We start from the raw sequence: 22344 nt of genomic DNA on the forward strand, positions 1-22344 counted from the left end.
GGGCGGTTTCCTCGCTCACGGGTGGCGTTGCCGGACGCACTTCGGCTACTGCCGGGCGTCGACGGCCACGAAAAGTGCGCCGGCCCACGCCGCGTCCTGCTGGGAAACGAGCCGGAAGGCCAGCTGGTCACCACCGCGCCGCAGCGCCGTACCCAGTTCGAACACGTCGGAGTCGTACCCGAGGGTGTTCGCGTACGCCGGAACGCGCTCCGAGACGGCTCCGCCGATCGTGGAATTCAGCACGTCGTCGGGGGGGTTGGCGGCGTCCCCGAGCGCGGTTGTGCGCCCTGCGGCGGACACTGTCAGGGAGTCGCCGACGCTGCCGCGGTCCCCGTTGTAGGCGACCAGGCCGGCGCGCCCGTTCGCGCCCTCCGGAAACGGGAGTTCGGCCATCCGGACCAGCGGGCCGTCACCCGTCCGGTCCCCCAGCGCGTCGAACCCGTCCCACACGGCGAGGTGCCGCAGCGGCTCCGCCGCGTTCTCGTACGCCACGACCAGCGTCCAGCCGCCCCACGCCCCAGCCGTCGACTTCCCCATCGCCACATTGACCTGCGCGACCGTGTACAGCCCCGAACCGCTCGCCCGGACCAGCTCGGTGACATCGGCGGAGGCCTGGAACGCGTCGGCGCCGTGCGCCACCCGGTGGCCGACGACCGAGTCGGCGAGCAGCTCCTTGTACTGGCCGCCGGGCTCGGAGATCAGCACCCGCCCGTTGTCCTTCGGCGGTTTCTGCTCACCGACCTTGAGGTTGCCGCCCCAGTACAGTCGCGCGTACGTGACCCGGCCGCCCTGCGGCACCCGGACCTCCGCCCGGCTGGAGTTGTAGGTGTTCGGGTCGCTGTCGACGTCGACGTAGAACATGTCGAAGTCGCCGTTGACCGCAGCCTTGGCGCCCATTTCGCTCGTGAGGTCCTCGCCTTTGCGTACGCCCGCGCAGGCCCCGAGGGTGGCGCGGCAGCTGATGGACGCGTTGGCCGCGCGGACGATCCCGCCGTGCTGGAGTGCGCGGTAGCGCTGGGCGAACGCGAGGCGCTCCGACTCCTTGTCCTTGGCGGGGGGAGGTGTGGCCGTCGCCGTACCTCCTGGAGTCCAGATCGCGGCGAGGGCAAAGACGCCCACCATCGCACGGCGCAGCAGAAAACCCGGGAAAATACGCATGACCGGAGTTGCCCTTTCGGGGAAAAGGTCGTGGACCGACGGACGGAAAATCTGGACATCACTCATGTGCCGCAGGCGCTCCCGGTCTGTTTCGCGCGACGGATTCGGGGTGGCGGGCGACCTTTTGGTCTGCTATGGGGAGGCTGGCGGAAGATGATTCACTCTAGCCGCTATGTGTGTTTATTCGTGATTCATGGAGACTGTGTCGGAATCGTGCAGTCGGGCGCCCGAGAGATCACTCCATTGGCGGCGCAACCCGGGCACGCGCCAGCCGCTGACACAGCGCCGGGCATCCCCGCCCCGGGCGGGTACCGCAGGTGTCGCCGCTGTGACAGCGACGCGCACGGCGCAGCTGCCCACTCCCCGGGCGTCCTGTCGGGCAACGTCCTGCAGGTTCCGGTCCACATGCCGGTCAACGTCTGCGGCGACGCCATCAACGTCATCGGTCTGCTGAACCCGGCGTTCGGCCACACCTGCGTCAACGACTGACATCGGACGGCGCGGACCCTTCTGCCGGCCGCTCTCCCTTCCGGGGAGGTCGGCCGGTTCGCGGTCCCGAAGTTTGCCCCGAACGGCGGGCCGGACGGACAACTCGCCGGACGGGCCTTGACACAGGGCCTCACCAGCGACGACGTACGAGACCTGGGCGACGGGTCGTCACTTTGCGTGCGTTGCCGGTTGCAGGTCGCGACGGTGGAGCTGACGGTGGATCCGACAGCGGACACACCGTCCGGCACACCCACCGCACCACCGGAAGGAACTTTCATGCATGCTCTGCCGCCCGCATGGCGTATCGCGTCCACCGCACTCTGTGCCACCCTCCTGCTCGGCATAAGTGCACCGGCCGCTCTGGCGGCCGACGGCGACGCGGCCCGCGAGCGCGGCCACGCGGCTTCCCAGGCGCCCGCCCCCAACGCCGACGCGCTCCTCGCGCAGGTCAAGTCGCTGGGTGACCTGGGTGGCGTACTGAAACCCGTCACCGATCTGCTGAATGCCGTGCTCAAGGCGGACAACGGCCAGCTGCCGCTGGACGACGCGACGAAGCTGGTTGACGCCGTGAAGACGGCCATCGCCGCGGCCTCGGTGGCAGCACCGGCCCCGGCCACTCCGCCGGTGTCCCTGCCGATGATCCCGGAGGACCCGGCGCTTCCCACGACTCCGGCCCTGCCGACCACTCCGGCGTTGCCGGCGACCCCTGCCCGCCCGGCGACCCCTGCCCGCCCGGCGACGCCCGCGCCGCCTGTCGTCTCCACGCTCCCGGCGCCCCTCAGGGACGCCAAGGCGGTCAAGGTCCCGCTCGACGTCAAGGCCGACTCGCTCGCCGCGCTGCAGAAGTCGGTCGACGCGCTGCTCGAGGCGGCCACGTCCGGTGATGTCGCGAACGTCGTCCCGGCCGTCACCGACGTGCTGACGAACCTCGGCGGCTTCGTCGCCGCCGTTCTGCTCGGCGGAGGGCTGCCGGCGCCGGACATGGCGGGCCTGCCGCCGCTGCCCAAGCTGCCGGTGGGCGCACCGAAGCCGCAGGCCCCGGCGTCGACCCTGCCGCTGCCGACCCGGTAGGGCCCTGGCCCTGGTGCCGACCGGTGACTCCACCGGTCGGCACCAGGGCTGTTATTTTGCCTGTGTGTCAATTTCGCTTGTGCGTCAATCCTTTGAGACGCATTCCGTGTTCCGGAATCGCCAGGGCCACAGAAAATTTCTGCGTACGGAGTTTCCGCCGCGACCGGGGCTCGTTAGACACGGCGACGGAATTCCCTCTGGTGACATGAGTTGCCGAAGAAAGGAACACGATGAAGTCTCTGAAGGCTGCCGCTGTTGTTGCCGGGTCCCTGGTCATCGCCGGAGCCGCCGCGCCCGCGTTCGCTGACGGCACCGCCGACCTCACGCCCACCAGCCTCAACGGCGCCGTCAACACGCTTGCCAAGGGCCCCCTCGACGTACAGCAGGTGAAGCCGCTTCAGCAGCAGTCGAACGTGCTCGACACCGAGAACAAGGACTCGATGCTCAGCACGGTGAAGGGCGCGACGAACGCCCTCAACTCGAACGGCCGGCTGCTCGGCGGCCTCCCCCTCCAGGGCTGACACAGGTGTCGAAAGGGCCGATTCCGCCGCGCGGAATCGGTCCTTCACGGTTCGAGTCCCGTCCCTCTTTCGTGTGGATACCGGCGAGAAAATCCCCCGGTCGAGTGAGAATGCGGCCGGACGTGTCAAATCACGCCTATAGGGTTCCGCGGTGACCTCAACCTCAAGCGAAGCGCGCCCTTTCCGCATCGCGGACCTGGGTACGCTCGTCGTCATGGCCTGGAGCGGTGATGCCCCGACGGAGGCATGCCCTACCTCCTCGCCTCCTCCCTCGGTGACGGTGAGGGAGGCCCGGAGGTTTCGGCCGTCGCCGTCGAGCAGCTCCTCGTCGGCACCGGTCTGCCGGTCGGCGGCGACATCGTCGACTGTTCCACCCGCCCGAGCCTGCCGGTCAGTCCGCTCGGCGAGGCCGGTTCGGCCGTCGTCAACATGCCGCAGCTCAACGCCCAAGGCGTCCCGCCTGCGGGGTGGCGCACCGCGGTCGCCGAACGGGGCTTCGCCTACCTCGTGTTCACCACACCGACCCTGGCCCAGCCTGCCAAGCCCATCGAGCCGGAGGCGCTGGCCGCCTTCGCGGGCGCGGAGGAGACCCTGTCCGCCGTGGCCCATGTCATCCTCCCGGCTCGCAGCCTGCGCTGACGGCCGGAGGCAGCGGTGAAGTCCGGGGGCCCGGACGGGTGAGTCGGCTGTCCGGGCCGGGCCGCACTTCCGGGCTGATCGGACGATCAATGCACCACTCGGGGGAATCTTCAGCTGAAGCGGTTCCCCGGATCGTTACGCGGCACGGACGAACACCCCCCCCGATTCCTGAAAAGGACCGTACTTGTCAACAAAGTCGACCTCGAACCCTTGCCGCCGCCGTCCTCACCGGCGTGGGCGGTGGATGACGCGGCCCCCGCCGGTGAGGACGGCACGGTCCCTGTACCCGTATCCCTGGACGGCGTCGAGAAGTCCCTCAACCTGAGCCTGCCCAAGGCCGGCGGCGAACTGCCGCTGCTGATGCCGGGCGCACCCCAGGGGCCGAGGTACCTCGAGGGGCGGATGATCCCGGACAGCGCGCTGCCTGCCGCAGGTGCTCGGGAAAGGGCTTGGACGAGGCCGGTGTCAGCGTTCCCGGAGCCGATCTGCGGACCCTGACCCCCTGCCTGTCCGTGGACACCCCGCTGACCGCGCCGCACCCCGAGGTGTTCGGCCTGTCGACCCTCAGAGATCCGCAGGCCGCCGTGCTCACCCCGCTGCTGCAGACGGCGCCGACCGGCGTCCTGGGACTCGGCTCGATGTAGCTCGATGGAGTACGGGACCTGACGAACTGGACCCTCTGGGACCGGGGTTGCCACCCGGCCCGGTCGCCGGGCGGTCGCCGCCACCGAACGAACCGAATGAGGAGAGAGCGTTGTTCGTCAGCAGAGTGCCGCAGCCCCAGGCGGGCCCGCCTGCCCGTTCCGCTACGCGGCGGGACGCGCTCCGCGCCCTGTGCGTTTCGGCCCTCGCCCTTGCCGTGGTTCCGGTCGTCGCTGCCGCGTGGCCCCGGCGTGAGGAGGGCGACGAGGCACCGTCCTTCGACGAGACGTACCGGGGCCGCCGACTGCGCGGTATGAAGGCTGACGCCGGTGGCGCGGATCACCTTGAGCACATGGCGCAGGCCCTGGGCGGGCAGGGCGACGGGCGGTGGCACGTCACCGTGGACGGGCGGCCACTGCATCTGATGCGGCGCGCGGATGGGACGTATCTGAGCATGGTCGACCACTACCGCTCGTACCCCACGGCCCTGGAGGCGGCCCGCGCCGCAGTCGACGAGCTGGGGCCCGGGCGGCAGTTGACGGTCGCCGGCGGGGAAGGAGGCGGACGTGGTGTACACGCGTAAGGACGTCAGCACGCTGACGCGCAGCGAGCGGCAGCGGTTCGTCGGGGCGCTGCTGGAGCTCAAACGGCGGGGCGAGTACGACGAGTTCGTGCGCACGCACATCGAGTACTTCGCCTCCGACGGCGAGAAGGGGTTGCGTACCGCTCACATGGCGCCCTCCTTCCTGCCCTGGCACCGGCGGTTCCTGCTGGACCTGGAGGCGGCGCTGCAACGCCTGGACTCGTCGGTGACCGTGCCGTACTGGGACTGGACCCGGGACCGGACGACGGCCGGCGTGCCCTGGCGCGAGGACCTGCTCGGCGGCACCGGGCGCTCCTCCGACCAGCGGGTCATGACCGGGCCGTTCGCCTACGACCACGGCGACTGGACCATCAGGGAGAGCATCACCGACGGCGAGTTCCTCACCCGGGACCTCGGTCATGCCCGTGAGCCGCTCGCACTGCCTACCCGGCGGGACCTGGACGCGGCCCTCGCCGATCCGGTCTACGACGTGTCGCCGTGGAACTCGACGTCCGCGAAGGGATTCCGCAACAAGCTCGAAGGGTGGGGCAAAGGGCAGGGCGCCGGCTCCTGGCGCAACCACAACCGCGTCCACCGCTGGGTCGGCGGGCACATGGTCGGCAGCGCCTCCGCCAACGACCCCGTCTTCTGGCTGCACCACGCCTTCGTCGACCTGTGCTGGTCGCGCTGGCAGCGGCGGCACGGCGTCGGCGCCCGCTATCTGCCCGACCGGCCGCCGAAAGCCGGCGACGCACAGCGCGGCCGGATCGTCGCCCGGCACGAGCCGCTGCCGCCGTGGGACATGACGCCGGACCAGCTGGAGGACCACAGCCACATCTACCGGTACGCGTAGGCGGTGTAAAGAGGCACGGGCACGGAAGGGCCCCGACGGTGGGACCGTCGGGGCCCTTCCGGTACTTGCGTACGGTGTGTCGGCTGCCGTAGCCGCCGGGGCCGGGGTTGCCCCTGTGGTGGTCGTCGCCGACGTTGGCGCAGGTGTTACCGCGGGCGATCGACTCGCGCCCGCGCTTCCCCTGGTGGGCCGCCGCCCTCGACCGGGTAGCCTCCGGGCATGGAATCCGACCAAGCCGAGCAGAACCAGCGGCAGCAGACCGAGAACGTGTTGCGGACCTTCGTACGGGAGGGCGGCTCACTCGTGCGGCTGCCCGCCCGCTGGAGCCGGAAGCTGATCGTGCTCCAGCACATCACCGAGGAGACCTTCGAGCCGGGGGTGGAGTACGCCGAGCGGCTCGTCGACGAGCGGCTGCGGGTGTGGTGCGAGGGCGCGAGCCGGATCGACCATGTGACGCTGCGCCGGTATCTGGTGGACCTGGGCCATCTGCGGCGCAGTGGGGGCGTCTACTGGCGGCCCGCCGAGTCGGACCTGAGCACCGGCGCCGCCTGAGAGTTCGCGGTACACGCCCGTTCCCCGGGAGGCGGAAAGCCAAGGGTGGCGGGCTTTCGCGAATCCTGTGTGAAGGTCTTCAAGTGACCGTAAGCGGAACCTTTTTGACGCTCACTTGACTGTTAAGATCATCCCACTTTCAGTAGGCTGAGGCGCGTCAAGCGCACGGGGGCAGTCTCTAAGGGCCCCATGCGAAGGAGTGGCTTAGTTGGTCCGCCGGTAAGGTTCGCCACCGGGCAAGGCCCGAGTTCCAGGCCAGGACCCAACGGACTGCAACTGCTCCTGTCGCAAGGCGACTTGAAGAGAGTCTCATGACGTCATTGATCCAGGATCCACTGCTGTGGATCTTGCTCGTGGTCTTGGTCGCTGCGGTTGTCGCAGTGATGCGGGCCCGTAGGACCAACATGGCGCTCCGCAGGAAGACCAACGACCTGCAGAGCGCCCGCGAAGCCGCCCAGAGCGAACGCGACCGCCTCTATGCGGAATACACCCAGCTGAACGCACAGCACGCGGGCGACCTCGCGGCGGTGCGCAAGGATGCGGAGGAAGACACCAAGGCCGTACTGAAGTCCGCGATGCGGACGCTGCAGGTACTCGCAGACGAACAGCAGCTCATCATCGAGAAGTCGCAGCGCCGCTACGGCGACGACGAGCAGGTCCTCGGTGACCTGATGATGATCGACCACACCAACAGCCAGTTCGGCCGCCGGGCGCAGGGCATCGCCGTGCTGTGCGGTGGCTGGCTCGGCCGGCGCGAGAACACCGCCTCCGTGTACGACGTGGCCCGCAGCGCCCAGGGCCGCATCAAGCACTTCGACCGGGTCACCATCAACACCCAGGTCAACGTCTCGGTGGCCAGTCGGGCCGTCGAGCCCATCGCGGTCGTCCTCGCCGAACTGCTGGCCAACGCCACCAACTACAGCGCGCCCGGCACCCGCGTCGACATCAACATCCAGGCCGTACCCACCGGGGTCTGCCTGATCGTCGACGACGCCGGCCTCGGTATGAACACGGAGGAGAAGGCGCGCGCCGGCGCCCTGCTCTCCCCCCAGGCACCGGTCGACATCACGAGCCTCGGCGACCCGCCGAAGTTCGGCTTCGCCGTGTCCGGGATGCTCGCCACCCGGTACGGCTTCAAGGTCTCGGTCGATTCGGTGTCCCCTTACGGCGGCGTACGGGCGGTGATTCTCTTGCCAGAGAACCTGTTGACCACGGACGTTCCCGAGCCCGAGGGCGGGCGCGCGAAGGCGGAACCCCAGGCCGAGGCCTCTGCCGCGGCCCCGCAGCGGCTGACCCCGGTGGCCACGCCGGGCGGCCCGCCGCGGCCGATCGGAACGACCGCCGGCGGCCTGCCCAAGCGGCGGCGCCGCGGCAGCCCGGTCGCGGTGGTGCCACCGCCCCCGGAGCCGGCCCAGCCGGAGCACAACACACAGGTGACGGCCTCACGCATCGGCGCGTTCCAGCGCGGAACGCTGCTCGGGCGGGACACGACGACCATGGAAGGACCACAGGACCAGTGAATCCCGATCTGTCGTGGGTGCTGAACGATGTGCTGCAGGTGCGCGGCGCCCGTCACGCGATCCTCGTCTCGGCCGACGGCCTCCTCCTGGAGCGGTCCAGCGACATCGAACGCGACGAAGCCGAGACCAACGCCGCCGCGATGAGCTCGATGCAGTCCCTCAGCCGTGCCGTCGCCCCCTTCGTCGGCTACGGACAGGGTCTGTGGAAGCAGACACTGATCGAGTACGACGGCGGCTGGATCTTCCTCATAGCCGCGGGCAGCGGCGCCTACCTCGCCGTGTCGGCCGCACTGGACGTCGACATGGAGGCCATGTCGTTCCGGATGCAGCAGCAGGTGGGGGCGCTCGGCAAGGCGATGACCACCCCGCCGCGCCAGAACGCCGGTGCCGACGCATGAACGCGCACGGCGAGGACACACCGGTCACGGTCACCAGCGACTTCGTCCGGTCGTACGTCATCACGGGCGGGCGGACGCTGCCGACCGCCGATGACCTGTCGCTGCACACCCTGGTCACGCTGGCCCCCGACCGGGAGGTGCCGCTCGGCGCCAGCCCCGAGGTCCGGGCCATCTGGGAGCTGTGCGGGGGCGGCTACCTCTCCGTCGCGGAGGTCGCCGCACACCTGTCGCTGCCGGTGGGAGTCGCCCGGCTCCTCCTCACCGATTTATTCGAACAGGGTCATCTCCTGCGCCGTGCCGCGCCCCCACGCGCCCAGTCCGTCGACAGAGGAATCATCGAAAAGGTGCTGCATGGACTCGAATCGCTCTACGGCTGAGACGATCTACGTCTCAGACGCGGTCACCACCACCGCGAAGATCCTTGTCGTAGGGCACTTCGCCGTGGGCAAGACCACGTACATCGGCTCGCTGTCGGAGATCGCCCCACTGCGCACCGAGGAGAAGATGACCCAGGCGTCCGCCCACGTGGACGACCTGAAGGGCGCCCCGGACAAGGTGACCACCACGGTCGCGCTGGACTTCGGCCGGCTTACGCTCAGCGACGAACTGGTGCTGTACCTGTTCGGTACGCCCGGTCAGCAGCGCTTCATGCAGCTGTGGGAGGACATGGCCCGCGGCGCCCTCGGAGCGCTGCTCCTGGTCGACCCGTCCCGGCTGGCGGAAACGTTTCCGGTGATCGACCTGGTCGAGAAGTACGGCCTCGAGTACGCCATCGCCGTCAACACCTTCGACGTGGCGAACGAGTTCGACGAGGACGAGATCCGCGAGGCCCTCGACCTGTTGCCCGACACCCCGGTCGTCTACTGCGACGCCCGGGACCAGACGTCCTCGGCGAGGGCGCTGATCGCTCTCGTCCAGCACCTGCTCGCCCGCGCGGCCTGAGCCCCGGTCCCACCCATTCGGGCCCCTCCCCGCACAGGGGGTCCGGACAGGGGACCGGGACCGGGAGCCGGGCAGCGCGACCGGGCAGGGGCCCGAACCATCCGGGCCAGGGCCACTGACCAACCGGACCAGGGCCCCGTACAAGGTTTTTCCTCACCCCCGTCCCCCGCCCCCGAGGCGCGGGGAACCCTAAGGAACCTCCATGGACACACAGCACGCGGGTGCCACGCCGAGCGCTCCCGCCAGATGCCCCATGCACGGCGCCGACTTCGCCGCCGAACCGCACCGCATCTACGACCAGTTGCGCGCCCACGGCCCGGCGGCCCCCGTCGAACTCGCCCCGGGCGTGGACGCCACGCTCGTCGTGCAGCACGAGATGGCCCTGCGGGTGCTCCAGAACACCACGCTGTTCGCCCGTGACTCGCGCCGCTGGACCGCGCTGAACGAGGGCCGGATCTCCCTCGACAGCCCCGTCCTGCCGATGATGGCGTACCGGCCCAACGTCCTGTTCACGGACGGCGCGGTGCACCTGCGGCTGCGCAAGGCCGTCACCGAGAGCCTCGCCAAGCTGAACATCAGCCGTATCCGGCGGGACGTCGAGCCCATCGCCGACTATCTGATCGACCAGTTCAGCGAGCGCGGCCGGGCGGACATCCTCAGCGACTACGCCAAGCTGATCCCGCTGCTCCTCTTCAACAAGATCTTCGGCTGCCCGGCCGACATCGGCGACCGCCTCACCACCGGTATGGCCGCCATGTTCGACGGCCAGGACGACGCCATCAAGGGCATCGAGATCGTCGCCACCTGCCTCCAGGAGCTGATCACCCTCAAGCGCCGCGAGCCCGGCGAGGACGTGACCTCCTGGCTCATCCAGCACCCGGCGGGTCTCAACGACGAGGAACTCAGGGACCAGCTGATCGTGCTGATGGGCGCGGGCCTGGAACCCCAGCGCAACCTCATAGCCAGCGCCCTGCTCCTGCTGCTGTCCGACGGCCAGTCGGGGCGCGACAGCGGCATGCTGGTCGAGGAAGCCATCGAGCACGTGCTGTGGAACAACCCGCCCATCGCCAACTACGCGACGCACTACCCGTTGCAGGACGTCGACCTCGGCGGCGTACCCGTCGACGCGAATACCCCCGTCGTCATCAGCTTCGCCGCCGCCAACAGCGACCCGGCCCTCAACGAGGCCCGCCAGATGGCGAGCAAGGGCGCGCACCTGGCCTTCGGCGCGGGACCGCACGCCTGCCCCGCCAAGGACCCGGCGCAGGTCATCGCGCTCACGGCGATCGAGAAGATCCTCAACGCGCTGCCCGACCTGACCCTCGCCGTCCCGCAGGAGAGCCTGCTGTGGCGCCCCGGCCCCTTCCACCGCGCGCTGGCCTCGCTCCCGGTGCGCTTCAGCCCGACGCCGGCCACCCGGGTCGCGGCGGCCCTGCGCAACCAGGCGCCACTGCCTGCGGCCGAACCGGTGCACCGCCCGGCCCCGCAGCCGACGCCGGCCCCGGCGGCCCGTCAGGAACAGCGCAAGAAGGGATTCTGGAGCTCATTCCTTGACGTCTTCCGGCTCTGACGGCCAACTGGCCACCCATTTACGCGGATTGAGCCGGTCGGACCGAGAGCGGTTGTGCCGACCGGTGTGAGCGCTCTGTGTCCGAGGCCGGCCTCGGGGCGGGGCGCTCACGTGGTTTCGTCGGGCAGTTCCGCGAACTCGCTCAGGGCGTGCGTGAGCCACTGGGTCCAGAAGGTCTCCAGGTCGATGCCCGCGCGCAGGACCAGGTGCTGGAGACGGTCCTGCCGGTTTCGGGGGGTGTCGGTGTCGGTATCGCGGTCGGGCTGGAAATCGCGCTTCTCGATCTCCTCGTACTCCGCCAACTGGCTTTGGTGCAGGGTGAGATGGCGGCGCAGGTCGGTCTCGATGCCCTCGGTGCCGACGACCGCCGAGGCGCGCAGGCGCAGCAGCATCGTGTCGCGGTAGGGCTTCGGGTCCTGGGACGCGGCGGTCCAGCGGGCCAGTTCGGCGCGGCCCGCCGGCAGGACCTCGTAGCTCTTCTTCTGCCCCCGGGTCGGCTGCTCGGGGGCGGGCAGGGCGCGGATGTGTCCCTCGGTCTCCAGTTTTCCCAGCTCGCGATAGATCTGCTGGTGCGTCGCCGACCAGAAGTAGCCGATCGACCTGTCGAACCGGCGGGTCAACTCCAGCCCCGAGGACGGCTTTTCGAGCAGGGCGGTGAGGATCGCGTGCGGGAGGGACATGGGGTAATCCTAGGGACCGGTGGGCGTGAGAGGCCTGTGCTGGTGGGCTCGTACGGCCGTCAGAGTGCCGCCGCCAGTTCGGTGCCCTGCTTGATGGCCCGCTTGGCGTCCAGTTCGGCGGCCACGTCGGCGCCGCCGATCAGGTGTACGTTGCGGCCGGCGGCCAGCAGCTCGTCGTACAGGTCGCGGCGCGGGTCCTGGCCGGTGCACAGGACGACGGTGTCGACCGGCAGCACGGTGGAGGTGCCGCCGACGGTGACATGCAGACCGGCGTCGTCGATCCCGTCGTACCGGACGCCCGGGACCATGGTGACGCCCCGGTGCTTGAGCTCGGTGCGGTGGATCCAGCCGGTGGTCTTGCCGAGCCCGGCGCCGACCTTGGACTCCTTGCGCTGGAGCAGGTGGACGCTGCGGGGCGGGTTGGGGCGCTCGGGTGCGGCCAGTCCGCCCGGGGCGCGGTAGTCCATGTCGACGCCCCAGGCGCGGAAGTACGCCGCCGGGTCCTCGCTCGTCTTGTCGCCGCCGTCGGTGAGGAACTCCGCGACGTCGAAGCCGATGCCGCCCGCGCCGAGGATCGCGACGCGGTCGCCGACGGGCGCGTTGTCGCGCAGCACGTCGAGGTAGCCGACGACGCTCGGGTGGTCGATGCCGGGGATGTCGGGGGTGCGGGGGGTGACGCCGGTGGCGACCACGACCTCGTCGTAGGCGGTCAGATCGGCCGCGGTCGCGTGGGTGTCGAGGCGTACGTCCACGCCGTGCGCGTCGAGTTGGTGGCGGAAGTAGCGCAGGGTCTCGTCGAACTCCTGCTTGCCGGGGACCTTGCGGGCGACGTTCAGCTGGCCGCCGATCTCGGGGGCGGCGTCGAAGAGGGTGACCTCGTGGCCGCGTTCGGCGGCGGAGACGGCACAGGCGAGTCCGGCGGGGCCCGCGCCCACGACGGCAACTCGCTTGCGCAGCTTGGTCGGTGAGAGGACGAGCTCCGTCTCGTGGCAGGCGCGCGGGTTGACCAGGCAGGAGGTGATCCGCCCGCTGAAGGTGTGGTCCAGGCAGGCCTGGTTGCAGCCGATGCAGGTGTTGATCGCGGCCGGGCGCCCCTCGCGTGCCTTGTTGACGAAGTCCGGGTCGGCGAGCATCGGGCGGGCCATCGACACCATGTCCGCGTACCCGTCGGCGAGCAACTGCTCGGCCACTTCGGGGGTGTTGATGCGGTTGGTGGTCACCAGGGGGATGCCGACCTCGCCCATGAGCTTCTTCGTCACCCAGGTGTACGCGCCGCGCGGCACCGAGGTGGCGATGGTGGGGATGCGGGCCTCGTGCCAGCCGATGCCGGTGTTGATGATGGTCGCGCCGGCCGACTCGACGGCCTTGGCGAGGGTGACCACCTCGGCGAGGGTGGAGCCGCCGGGGACGAGGTCCAGCATCGACAGGCGGTAGATGAGGATGAAGTCGTCGCCGACCGCTTCGCGTACGCGGCGGACTATTTCGAGGGGGAAGCGGGTGCGGTTCTCGTAGGAGCCGCCCCAGCGGTCGGTGCGGTGGTTGGTGTGGGCGGCGATGAACTCGTTGATCAGGTAGCCCTCTGAGCCCATGATCTCGACGCCGTCGTAGCCGGCGCGGCGGGCGAGGACCGCTGCGCGGGCGTAGTCGTCGATGGTCTGTTCGACCTCGGTGTCGGTGAGTTCGTGAGGGGTGAAGGGGCTGATGGGGGCCTGGAGGGGGCTGGGGGCTACCAGGTCGGGGTGGTAGGCGTAGCGGCCGAAGTGCAGGATCTGCATCGCGATCTTGCCGCCCGCCTGGTGGACGGCGGTGGTGATGGCCTTGTGCTGGTCGGATTCCTCGGTGGTGGTGAGTTTGGCGCCGCCTTCGGCGGGGCGGCCGGCGTTGTTGGGGGCTATGCCGCCGGTGACGATCAGGCCTACGCCGCCTCGGGCGCGGGTGGCGTAGAACTCGGCCATGCGTTCGAAGCCGTGGTCTGCTTCTTCCAGGCCTATGTGCATGGAGCCCATGAGTACGCGGTTGGGGAGGGTGGTGAAGCCGAGGTTCAGGGGGCTGAGAAGGCGGGGGTACGGGCTCATGGGGGCCTCCGGGGCGGGGCGGGGCATGGTGGCGCGGGGGTGGTCCTGTCTTTGTAGAGGACGGGGAGTGGGTTGTGCAACTAGTTGCATAATGGCGTGCGGCACATTGGGGGGTGTTTTCGCCCCCGCCGCCCCTACCCGTCCCATCCCATTCCTGGGGGCTGTGCCCCCAGACCCCCGCTTTCGGCCCTGAAGGGGCCTCGTCCTCAAGCGCCGGACGGGCTGGAGATGCGGGCCGGTGCTGAATGGGTGGCGGGTCTCCCGACATTTACTTGGACGTCCTAGTATCCTATTTAGTAGGACGTCCAAGTAAATCTGCAGCCCGCGCTCCGATGCCCCTCGGGAAGGCCCCCATGACCGTGAACGAGCTTCATCGTCCCGTGCATCCTGTCCGTCTGGTCACCGCCTCCGCGTTGTTCGACGGGCATGACGCGTCGATCAACATCATGCGGCGGATCTTCCAGTCCCAGGGTGCCGAGGTGATCCATCTGGGGCACAACCGGTCGGTGCGGGAGGTGGTGGACGCGGCGTTGGAGGAGGACGCGCACGGTGTGGCCGTCTCCTCCTACCAGGGCGGGCATGTCGAGTACTTCGAGTACCTCGTCGAGTCGCTGCGCGGGCAGGGGGCCGAGCACATCCAGGTGGTCGGGGGCGGTGGCGGGGTCATCGTCCCCGAGGAGATCGCCCGGCTGCGTCGCAACGGCGTGACCATTTTCTCGCCCGAGGACGGGCAGCGGATGGGTCTTGCCGGGATGGTCAACTCCGTGGTGAAGGACTGCGACTTCGATCTCTGGGAGAGCAAGGCGGTCGATGCCGCCGCCGTTCTGACCGGGGACCGGTTCGCCATCGCCCGTGCCATCACCGGTGCGGAGCTGGGCAAGCTGCCCCCGGAGCTGCTGGAGCAGGTGCGGACAGCTGCGTCGGCGCGGGTCACGCCCGTACTCGGCATCACCGGTACCGGCGGCTCGGGCAAGTCGTCGCTGACCGACGAGCTGGTGCGGCGGTTCCGGGTCGACCAGCAGGACAAGCTGCGGATCGCGGTGATCGCCGTCGACCCGACCCGGCGGCGGGGCGGCGGAGCGCTGCTCGGCGACCGGATCCGGATGAACTCGCTCGACGGCAGCCGTGTCTTCTTCCGGAGCCTCGCCACCCGCGGCAGCCATGAGCTGCCCGAACACCTGGCCGACGTGATCGACGTCGTGAAGGCGGCCGGGTTCGATCTCGTGATCGTGGAGACGCCGGGCATCGGGCAGGGCGACGCGGCGATCGTGCCGTATGTCGACACCTCGATGTACGTGATGACGCCGGAGTTCGGCGCCGCCTCGCAGCTGGAGAAGATCGACATGCTCGACTTCGCCGACGTCGTGGCGATCAACAAGTTCGAGCGGCGCGGCGCCAAGGACGCGATGCGCGACGTGGGCCGGCAGATGGTCCGTAACCGCGAGGCCTTCGGCATGCGGCCCGAGGAGATGCCGGTGTTCGGCACCTCCGCCGCCACCTTCAACGACGACGGCGTCACCGCGCTCTACCAGCACCTGCGCGACGGTCTGGCCGAGCGGGGGCTCCCGCTGTCCGAGGGCGACCTGGCGCCGGTCTCCGTCCGGCACTCCTCCGGCATCCGGCGTGTGGTCCCCGCCGAGCGGGTGCGCTACCTCGCCGAGATCACGGAGGTGGTCCGGAACTACCACGCCCGTACCGAGACGCTGGCGGAGGCGGCTCGGCGGGTGCAGCGGCTGGACGCGGTCAAGGGTGAGCTTGTCGAGGCCGGGGCGGAGGTGGGGGGTGTGGAGGGGTTGCTCGCCGATGCCCGCCGCCGGCTTCCGCACGAGATCGGGGACCAGATCCTGAACTGGCCCGCGGTCGTGGCGTCGTACAGCGGTGACGAGCAGGTGGTGAAGGTACGGGACCGGGAGATCCGTACGCGGCTGAACCGTGAGTCGCTGTCGGGGAACAGGATTCCGCGTGTCGCGCTGCCCGCCTTCACCGACCACGGTGAGCTGGTGCGGTTCTGGCGCCGGGAGAACCTGCCCGGGCTTTTTCCGTTCACCGCCGGGGTGTTCCCCTTCAAGCGCGACGGTGAGGACCCGGCGCGGATGTTCGCCGGAGAGGGCGACCCGTTCCGTACGAACCGGCGCTTCAAGTTGTTGTCCGAGGGGCAGCCCGCGACCCGGCTGTCCACCGCCTTCGACTCGGTCACCCTCTACGGCCGTGACCCCGACGAACGCCCCGACATCTACGGCAAGGTCGGCACGTCCGGCGTCTCCGTGGCCACCCTGGAGGACATGAAGGCGCTGTACGACGGGTTCGATCTCGTCGCGCCGACCACCTCCGTGTCCATGACGATCAACGGGCCGGCGCCGACCGTCCTCGCCTTCTTCCTCAACACCGTCATCGACCAGCAGCTCGAGAAGTTCCGGGAGACGGAGGGACGCGAGCCGTCGGCGGAGGAGGCCGCCGAGCTGCGGGCGTACGCGCTCGCGAACGTGCGCGGCACCGTCCAGGCCGACATCCTCAAGGAGGACCAGGGGCAGAACACCTGTCTGTTCTCCACCGAGTTCAGCCTGCGGATGATGGCCGACATCCAGGAGTGGTTCATCCAGCAGAAGGTCCGCAACTTCTACTCCGTGTCCATCTCCGGCTACCACATCGCCGAGGCCGGGGCGAACCCGATCAGCCAGCTCGCCTTCACCCTCGCCAATGGATTCACCTATGTCGAGGCCTACCTGGCGCGCGGTATGCACATCGACGACTTCGCGCCCAACCTGTCGTTCTTCTTCTCCAACGGGATGGATCCGGAGTACTCCGTGCTCGGCCGGGTCGCGCGCCGTGTCTGGGCTGTCGCCATGAAGGAGCGGTACGGGGCGGCGGAGCGGAGCCAGAAGCTGAAGTACCACGTCCAGACCTCCGGGCGCTCCCTGCATGCCCAGGAGATGGACTTCAACGACATCCGCACCACCTTGCAGGGCCTGATCGCCATCTACGACAACGCCAACTCGCTGCACACCAACGCCTACGACGAGGCCGTCACCACCCCGTCCGAGGAGTCGGTGCGGCGGGCGCTGGCGATCCAGCTGATCATCAACCGCGAGTGGGGTCTCGCCATGAACGAGAACCCGCTCCAGGGGTCGTTCATCATCGACCAGCTCACCGACCTGGTCGAGGAGGCCGTGCTCGCCGAGTTCGACCGGATCAACGAACGGGGTGGTGTGCTGGGTGCCATGGAGACCGGCTACCAGCGCGGGCGCATCCAGGACGAGTCGATGCTGTACGAGCAGCGCAAGCACGACGGCACACTGCCCATCATCGGCGTCAACACCTTCCGGCGGCCCGGCGGCGAGGGCGCGCCCCAGGAGGTCGAGCTCGCCCGCGCCACGGAAACGGAGAAGGAGTCCCAGCTCGCACGCGTCCGCGACTTCCAGAACACGCACGGAGCGGAGGCCGCCCAGGCGCTCGCCCGACTGAAGGAGGCCGCCGTCAGCGGCGACAACGCCTTCGAGGCGCTGATGGCCGCAGCCAGGGTGTGCACCCTGCGCCAGGTCACCGAGGCGTTCTTCGAGATCGGGGGCCAGTACCGCAGGAACGTCTGAGCAGACGGAATGTCTGAGCGGCAGGTTTCAGGACCTCCGCCGGGAACCATCCAGAAAACCTCCACAACCTTGACCCTCGCTCGGCACTCCCGGATGCTGTGTTGCGGCACATGAGATGTGTGCCGCAATGAGCAACATCGCACCATCCGGGTTCTGCATCAGCCGAGGAGTGGCCATGACTCACCAGGTCCGTGCTGTCGTCGCGCGGGGGAAGGGCGCCCCTGTCAGCCTGGAGACGATCCTCGTGCCGGACCCCGGTCCGGGCGAGGCGCTGGTCAAGGTCCAGGCCTGCGGGGTCTGCCACACCGACCTGCACTACCGCGAGGGCGGGATCAACGACGAGTTCCCCTTCCTGCTCGGCCATGAGGCGGCCGGTGTCGTGGAGTCGGTGGGGGAGGGGGTCACCGATGTGGCTCCCGGTGACTTCGTGATCCTCAACTGGCGTGCCGTGTGCGGGAATTGTCGGGCGTGTCTGCGTGGGCGCCCGTGGTACTGCTTCAACACGCACAACGCCAAGCAGAAGATGACCCTGCTCGACGGCACCGAGCTGTCGCCGGCGCTGGGGATCGGCGCCTTCGCCGAGAAGACCCTCGTCGCGGCCGGCCAGTGCACCAAGGTCGACCCGGCCGCCTCGGCCGCTGTCGCCGGGCTGCTGGGGTGTGGCGTGATGGCCGGTATCGGTGCCGCCATCAACACCGGGAACGTCGGTCGCGGAGACACGGTCGCCGTCATCGGCTGCGGGGGCGTGGGCGACGCGGCGGTGGTCGGGTCGAACCTGGCCGGTGCCGCGAAGATCATCGCCGTCGACATCGACGACAACAAGCTCGCGACCGCCCGCACGCTGGGCGCGACCCACACGGTCAACTCCAAGGAGACCGACGCCGTCGAGGCGATCCGTGAGCTGACCGGCGGCTTCGGCGCCGATGTCGTCATCGAGGCGGTGGGCCGCCCGGAGACGTACAAGCAGGCCTTCTACGCCCGTGACCTCGCCGGGACCGTGGTCCTGGTCGGGGTGCCGACGCCGGAGATGAAGCTCGAGCTGCCCCTGATCGACGTCTTCGGGCGCGGCGGCTCGCTGAAGTCGTCCTGGTACGGCGACTGCCTGCCCTCCCGTGACTTCCCGATGCTCATCGACCTCTACCTCCAGGGCCGCCTGCCCCTGGACGCCTTCGTGACCGAGACCATCGCGCTCGACGAGGTCGAGAAGGCGTTCGAGCGGATGCACGGCGGCGACGTACTGCGCTCGGTGGTGGTGCTGTGATGGCCGACGGCGCCCGTATCGAACGGCTGGTCACCTCGGGCACCTTCTCGCTCGACGGCGGCACCTGGGACGTCGACAACAACGTGTGGATCATCGGCGACGAGAGCGAGGCGGTCGTCATCGACGCCGCCCACGACGCCGACGCCATCGCGGAGGCTCTCGGCGGACGCACGCTTCGGGCCATCGTGTGCACCCACGCCCACAACGACCACATCGACGCCGCCCCCGCACTCGCCGCGCGCACCGGCGCCCCGATCCTGCTCCACGGCGACGACCTGCCGCTGTGGAAGCAGACCCACCCTGACCGGGAACCCGACGCGTCGCTGGCCGACGGCCAGGTGATCGAGGTCGCGGGCGTCGCTCTGACGGTTCTGCACACGCCCGGACACGCGCCGGGCGCGGTCTGCCTGTACGCCCAGGGGCTGGGCGCCGTCTTCGCGGGCGACACCCTCTTCAACGGGGGCCCGGGTGCCACCGGTCGGTCCTACTCCCACTTCCCGACCATCGTCGACTCGATACGGGACCGGCTGCTGACCCTGCCGGGCGACACCGTCGTATACACCGGGCACGGGGACACGACCACGGTCGCCGCCGAGGCGCCGCATCTCCAGGAGTGGATCGACCGCGGGTTCTGACCGTTGCCTGGCTGATGCATGCCTGCTTGATGCTGTGTCGGCTTGATGATGCCTGCCCGATGCCCCCTGAGCTGCTTCGACGTGCTCGGGCGGGCGTCGGGCTCGCTCCGTTTTCCGTTGTGCAATGTGATGTTGGTTGTGCAGGGCGCAACTCGACGGGATGGCTCATCCCGGTCCCTGGACTTCTTGACAAGGGTTCAGGGCGCCCTCAGACTGGCGTTGCGCTTACCGCAATCCGTTTCGCTATACGCACCGAGGTGTCATGATGATTCCCGCGTGCCGACTCGCGGATCTCCCGCGAGGTGAGGCCTTCCGGCTCGACATCGACCCGCCCGTCTCGGTGTTCCACACCGACGACGGCGAGGTCTTCGCCATCGACGACACCTGCACCCACCAGGATGCCTCGCTCGCCGACGGCTGGCTGGAGGGCTGCGAGGTGGAATGCCCGCTGCACGCCTCGAAGTTCGACCTGCGCACCGGCGCCGTCGACTCCCCGCCGGCCAAGCTGCCGGTGCGGACACACGAGGTCGTCGTCGAGGACGGCATGATCTACGTACGGGTGTCCACGGACGCCCCCAACCTGCCCCCCTGCGTCGCGGCCCGGCTCGCCGGGGGTCCCGCGTGAGAACGGTGGCCGTGGTGGGCGCCTCGCTGGCCGGACTGTCGGCGGCGCGCTCACTGCGCAAGCAGGGCTATGACGGACGGCTGGTTCTGATCGGCGACGAGGCTCACCGCCCGTACGACAGACCGCCGTTGTCCAAGGAGTTCCTGGCCGGAACCCTCGGTGAGGCGGATCTCGGACTGGAGACGGACGGCGAGGACCTGCGCGCGGAGTGGCTGCTCCGCACCCGCGCGATCGGCCTCGACCGCACCGACCGGTCCGTCCGCCTCGCCGACGGCCGGAACGTCCGCGCCGACGGCATCGTCATCGCGACCGGCGCCGCCGCCCGCACCCTGCCGGGTGCCGACGGCCTGACCGGCGTGCACACCCTGCGCACCCTCGACGACGCCCGCGCCCTGCGCGACGAACTCGCCCGCGGAGGACGGCTGGTGGTGATCGGCGGCGGGTTCGTCGGCGCGGAGGTCGCCTCCACGGCGTACGGTCTCGGCCTCGACGTGACGGTCATCGAGGCGGCCCCGACACCGCTCGCCGGACCGCTCGGCGAGACCATGGGCGCCGTCGTGTCCGGCCTCCACGCAGACCACGGCGTACGGCTGTTGTGCGGGGTCGGCGTCAAGGGGCTCAGTGGAGAGGGGCGGGTGGACGGTGTGCTGCTGGAGGACGGGCGCAGTGTTCCCGCCGACATCGTCGTCGTCGGGGTCGGCGCGCGGCCCTGCGTCGACTGGCTGGCCGGGTCCGGGGTCGCCCTCGAGAACGGGGTCAAGTGCGGCGCGGACGGCCGCACCAGCCTCGCCGGTGTGGTCGCGGTCGGTGACTGCGCCAACTGGTACGACCCCCGGGTGGGTGCGCATCGCAGGGTGGAGCACTGGACTGGGGCGCTGGAGCGGCCGGCTGCGGCCGTGACGGCGCTGCTGGCGGGGGGTGCGGTGGAGACGGGGGTGCCCCGGCCGCCGTATTTCTGGTCCGATCAGTACGGGGTGAAGATTCAGTTCGTCGGTCATGCGGGAGTCGCTGACAGTGTGGCGGTGGAGGAGGGTGCTGTCGGTGACCGTAACGTCCTTGCCGTTTACCGGCGGGGCGGGGAGCCGGTTGCTGTTCTTGGGATGAACCAGCCTCGGACGTTTGTGCGGTGGCGGAAGCAGTTGAGTGTTTTGCCCGGGGTGCGGTGAGTTCGGTTGCGGGCCCGGTGGGGGCTTGTCGCGTCAGTTCCCCGCGCCCCTGTCGGGCGCGCCCCTGCGGGGCGCAGCCCTCAAGGGCGCTACGTCATAGCTAGTTGATCCATTTACACGACCACGACGTTTCTCCGAGGAGTGCACTGTGACCTCGACCGGCCTGCCCGACAGTCTGATCGCCACCCTGCCCGGCTCCTCCTACACGGACGCGGGGGTCTTCGCGCAGGAGCAGGAGCGCATATTCGAGACCATGTGGTTCTGTGTCGCGCGCGCCTCCGAACTGGCGAAGCCCGGAGCCTTCCGTACCGTCGACGTGGGACGCGAGAGCATCCTCGTGACACGCGCCCGGGACAACTCGATCCGCGCCTACTTCAACGTCTGCCGGCATCGTGGCGCCAAGCTGTGCACGGAGGAGGCCGGCGAGGTCAAGCGGGCCTTCCAGTGCCCGTACCACGCCTGGACGTACGGCCTGGACGGCAAGCTCGTCGCCGCGCCCAACCTCACCAAGATGCCGGATGTCGGGCGTACCGAGTACGGCCTGGTCAGTGTGGCCGTCCGGGAATGGCTCGGCTATGTGTGGGTCTGCCTCGCGGAGAACCCGCCCTCCTTCGAGGAGGACGTCATCGGGGAGGTCATCGGGCGGCTCGGTGACGTCGAGTCGATCGAGCACTACGACATCGACAACCTCTCGGTCGGCAAGCGGATCGTCTACGACGTGAAGGCCAACTGGAAGCTCATCATCGAGAACTTCATGGAGTGCTACCACTGCGCCACGATCCACCCCGAACTCACCGAGGTGCTCCCCGAGTTCGCCGACGGCTACGCCGCCCAGTACTACGTGGGCCACGGCGCCGAGTTCGGCGGGGAGATCCAGGGGTTCACCATCGACGGCTCCGAGGGCCTGGACCGCATCCCGGGTGTCGCCGAGGAGCAGGACCGCCGCTACTACGCGATCACCATCAAGCCGCAGGTGTTCATCAACCTCGTACCCGACCATGTGATCTTCCACCGCATGTACCCGGTGGCCGCCGACCGCACGATCGTCGAGTGCGACTGGCTGTACCTCCCGCACGTCGTCGAGACCGGCAAGGACGTCAGCAGGTCCGTGGAACTCTTCGACCGGGTCAACCGCCAGGACTTCGAGGCCTGCGAACGCACCCAGCCGGGGATGCACTCCCGGCTGTACGCGAAGGGGGGCGTGCTGGTACCGAGCGAGCACCACATCGGCGCGTTCCACGACTGGGTGACCGAGCGACTGGGCGGCGGGGGACGCGGCTAGAAGGTCGATGAAGATCTTGGTGAGGGGTTGTCCGGCCGTCAGGCCGGACAACCCCTGTGGTCATGTACCGGCCGGTGCGATGTGCCAGGTGCCGC

General features: G+C 69.5%; 20 protein-coding genes and 2 pseudogenes. 19 read left to right on the forward strand and 3 right to left on the reverse strand.

The annotated features are described in order from the left end of the window. Nucleotides 1-45: 45 nt before the first annotated feature. Entirely contained in the window at nt 46-1158 is a 1113-nt protein-coding gene (locus PV396_RS22850) for a DUF3344 domain-containing protein (protein WP_319207315.1), read from the reverse strand. Nucleotides 1159-1371: 213 nt separating this feature from the next. On the opposite strand from PV396_RS22850, the gene PV396_RS22855 reads away from it, so the two are divergent. From PV396_RS22855 to PV396_RS22915, 13 genes and pseudogenes are all read left to right on the forward strand, one after another. Next, nucleotides 1372-1647, forward strand: coding sequence for a chaplin (locus tag PV396_RS22855; protein WP_416071458.1), 276 nt, complete (start codon nt 1372-1374; stop codon nt 1645-1647). A gap of 276 nt (nt 1648-1923) precedes the next feature. Further along, nucleotides 1924-2718, forward strand: a complete 795-nt coding sequence (locus PV396_RS22860) for a hypothetical protein (protein WP_319207317.1) — start codon at nt 1924-1926, stop codon at nt 2716-2718. 230 nt (nt 2719-2948) lie between these two features. Further along, nucleotides 2949-3239 (forward strand): hypothetical protein, encoded by a 291-nt coding sequence (locus tag PV396_RS22865; RefSeq protein WP_319207319.1) that lies wholly within the window; start codon nt 2949-2951, stop codon nt 3237-3239. A gap of 151 nt (nt 3240-3390) precedes the next feature. After that, nucleotides 3391-3878, forward strand: a pseudogene (locus tag PV396_RS22870) (DUF5949 family protein). A 449-nt stretch (nt 3879-4327) separates the two neighbouring features. Next, nucleotides 4328-4522: a hypothetical protein gene (locus tag PV396_RS22875; protein ID WP_319207321.1), complete on the forward strand. Its 195-nt coding sequence runs from the start codon at nt 4328-4330 to the stop codon at nt 4520-4522. 110 nt (nt 4523-4632) lie between these two features. Next, nucleotides 4633-5103: a tyrosinase family oxidase copper chaperone gene (locus PV396_RS22880; RefSeq protein ID WP_319207323.1), complete on the forward strand. Its 471-nt coding sequence runs from the start codon at nt 4633-4635 to the stop codon at nt 5101-5103. Next, the gene (locus PV396_RS22885) at nt 5087-5956 is read left to right on the forward strand and encodes a tyrosinase family protein (RefSeq protein ID WP_319207325.1); all 870 of its coding nucleotides are present in this window, start codon (nt 5087-5089) and stop codon (nt 5954-5956) included. Before PV396_RS22880 ends, PV396_RS22885 begins: the two co-directional genes overlap by 17 nt. Nucleotides 5957-6223: 267 nt before the next feature. Next, nucleotides 6224-6508, forward strand: a pseudogene (locus tag PV396_RS22890) (DUF2087 domain-containing protein); the annotation flags it as partial. A 311-nt stretch (nt 6509-6819) separates the two neighbouring features. Next, nucleotides 6820-8028 carry an ATP-binding protein gene (locus tag PV396_RS22895; protein WP_319207327.1) on the forward strand — a complete coding sequence of 403 codons (1209 nt, stop codon included), beginning with the start codon at nt 6820-6822 and terminating at the stop codon, nt 8026-8028. Next, nucleotides 8025-8426: a roadblock/LC7 domain-containing protein gene (locus PV396_RS22900; RefSeq protein WP_319207328.1), complete on the forward strand. Its 402-nt coding sequence runs from the start codon at nt 8025-8027 to the stop codon at nt 8424-8426. Before PV396_RS22895 ends, PV396_RS22900 begins: the two co-directional genes overlap by 4 nt. Continuing rightward, the gene (locus PV396_RS22905) at nt 8423-8803 is read left to right on the forward strand and encodes a DUF742 domain-containing protein (RefSeq protein ID WP_319207331.1); all 381 of its coding nucleotides are present in this window, start codon (nt 8423-8425) and stop codon (nt 8801-8803) included. The genes PV396_RS22900 and PV396_RS22905 overlap by 4 nt, the downstream gene beginning before the upstream one ends. Next, nucleotides 8778-9368, forward strand: a complete 591-nt coding sequence (locus PV396_RS22910; RefSeq protein ID WP_319207334.1) for a GTP-binding protein — start codon at nt 8778-8780, stop codon at nt 9366-9368. Before PV396_RS22905 ends, PV396_RS22910 begins: the two co-directional genes overlap by 26 nt. A gap of 253 nt (nt 9369-9621) precedes the next feature. After that, nucleotides 9622-10938, forward strand: a complete 1317-nt coding sequence (locus tag PV396_RS22915) for a cytochrome P450 (protein ID WP_319207417.1) — start codon at nt 9622-9624, stop codon at nt 10936-10938. A gap of 107 nt (nt 10939-11045) precedes the next feature. On the opposite strand, the gene PV396_RS22920 is transcribed toward PV396_RS22915, so the two are convergent. Together PV396_RS22920 and PV396_RS22925 are read right to left on the reverse strand one after the other, a co-directional pair. Next, nucleotides 11046-11618, reverse strand: coding sequence for a PadR family transcriptional regulator (locus PV396_RS22920; RefSeq protein ID WP_319207337.1), 573 nt, complete (start codon nt 11616-11618; stop codon nt 11046-11048). A gap of 59 nt (nt 11619-11677) precedes the next feature. After that, the gene (locus PV396_RS22925) at nt 11678-13693 is read right to left on the reverse strand and encodes an NADPH-dependent 2,4-dienoyl-CoA reductase (protein ID WP_319207340.1); all 2016 of its coding nucleotides are present in this window, start codon (nt 13691-13693) and stop codon (nt 11678-11680) included. 359 nt (nt 13694-14052) lie between these two features. Here PV396_RS22925 and icmF point away from each other — a divergent pair, with 359 nt between their 5' ends. The 6 genes from icmF (at nt 14053) to PV396_RS22955 (ending at nt 22249) form a co-directional block, all read left to right on the forward strand. Further along, nucleotides 14053-17280, forward strand: a complete 3228-nt coding sequence (gene icmF, locus PV396_RS22930) for a fused isobutyryl-CoA mutase/GTPase IcmF (protein ID WP_319207419.1) — start codon at nt 14053-14055, stop codon at nt 17278-17280. Nucleotides 17281-17455: 175 nt separating this feature from the next. After that, on the forward strand, nt 17456-18541 hold the full coding sequence (locus tag PV396_RS22935; RefSeq protein WP_319207342.1) for an S-(hydroxymethyl)mycothiol dehydrogenase: 1086 nt from the start codon (nt 17456-17458) through the stop codon (nt 18539-18541). Beyond that, nucleotides 18541-19176: an MBL fold metallo-hydrolase gene (locus tag PV396_RS22940; protein WP_319207344.1), complete on the forward strand. Its 636-nt coding sequence runs from the start codon at nt 18541-18543 to the stop codon at nt 19174-19176. The genes PV396_RS22935 and PV396_RS22940 overlap by 1 nt, the downstream gene beginning before the upstream one ends. Before the next feature lie 262 nt (nt 19177-19438). Further along, nucleotides 19439-19801, forward strand: coding sequence for a bifunctional 3-phenylpropionate/cinnamic acid dioxygenase ferredoxin subunit (locus PV396_RS22945; RefSeq protein ID WP_319207347.1), 363 nt, complete (start codon nt 19439-19441; stop codon nt 19799-19801). Next, the gene (locus tag PV396_RS22950) at nt 19798-20967 is read left to right on the forward strand and encodes an NAD(P)/FAD-dependent oxidoreductase (protein ID WP_319207350.1); all 1170 of its coding nucleotides are present in this window, start codon (nt 19798-19800) and stop codon (nt 20965-20967) included. Before PV396_RS22945 ends, PV396_RS22950 begins: the two co-directional genes overlap by 4 nt. Before the next feature lie 148 nt (nt 20968-21115). Then, nucleotides 21116-22249 carry an aromatic ring-hydroxylating oxygenase subunit alpha gene (locus PV396_RS22955; RefSeq protein ID WP_319207353.1) on the forward strand — a complete coding sequence of 378 codons (1134 nt, stop codon included), beginning with the start codon at nt 21116-21118 and terminating at the stop codon, nt 22247-22249. The last annotated feature ends 95 nt before the right edge of the window (nt 22250-22344 follow it).

Source organism: Streptomyces sp. ME02-8801-2C, assembly GCF_033793965.1.
Lineage (GTDB): Bacteria > Actinomycetota > Actinomycetes > Streptomycetales > Streptomycetaceae > Streptomyces.

What these genes read in the sequence shown, in the direction of transcription:
- PV396_RS22850 (WP_319207315.1), bottom strand. Translation starts at nt 1,158, where the DNA reads ATGCGTATTTTCCCGGGTTTTCTGCTGCGCCGTGCGATGGTGGGCGTC.
- PV396_RS22860 (WP_319207317.1), top strand. Translation starts at nt 1,924, where the DNA reads ATGCATGCTCTGCCGCCCGCATGGCGTATCGCGTCCACCGCACTCTGT.
- PV396_RS22865 (WP_319207319.1), top strand. Translation starts at nt 2,949, where the DNA reads ATGAAGTCTCTGAAGGCTGCCGCTGTTGTTGCCGGGTCCCTGGTCATC.
- PV396_RS22895 (WP_319207327.1), top strand. Translation starts at nt 6,820, where the DNA reads ATGACGTCATTGATCCAGGATCCACTGCTGTGGATCTTGCTCGTGGTC.
- PV396_RS22905 (WP_319207331.1), top strand. Translation starts at nt 8,423, where the DNA reads ATGAACGCGCACGGCGAGGACACACCGGTCACGGTCACCAGCGACTTC.
- PV396_RS22910 (WP_319207334.1), top strand. Translation starts at nt 8,778, where the DNA reads ATGGACTCGAATCGCTCTACGGCTGAGACGATCTACGTCTCAGACGCG.
- PV396_RS22915 (WP_319207417.1), top strand. Translation starts at nt 9,622, where the DNA reads ATGCACGGCGCCGACTTCGCCGCCGAACCGCACCGCATCTACGACCAG.
- PV396_RS22920 (WP_319207337.1), bottom strand. Translation starts at nt 11,618, where the DNA reads ATGTCCCTCCCGCACGCGATCCTCACCGCCCTGCTCGAAAAGCCGTCC.
- PV396_RS22925 (WP_319207340.1), bottom strand. Translation starts at nt 13,693, where the DNA reads ATGAGCCCGTACCCCCGCCTTCTCAGCCCCCTGAACCTCGGCTTCACC.
- PV396_RS22935 (WP_319207342.1), top strand. Translation starts at nt 17,456, where the DNA reads ATGACTCACCAGGTCCGTGCTGTCGTCGCGCGGGGGAAGGGCGCCCCT.
- PV396_RS22940 (WP_319207344.1), top strand. Translation starts at nt 18,541, where the DNA reads ATGGCCGACGGCGCCCGTATCGAACGGCTGGTCACCTCGGGCACCTTC.
- PV396_RS22945 (WP_319207347.1), top strand. Translation starts at nt 19,439, where the DNA reads ATGATGATTCCCGCGTGCCGACTCGCGGATCTCCCGCGAGGTGAGGCC.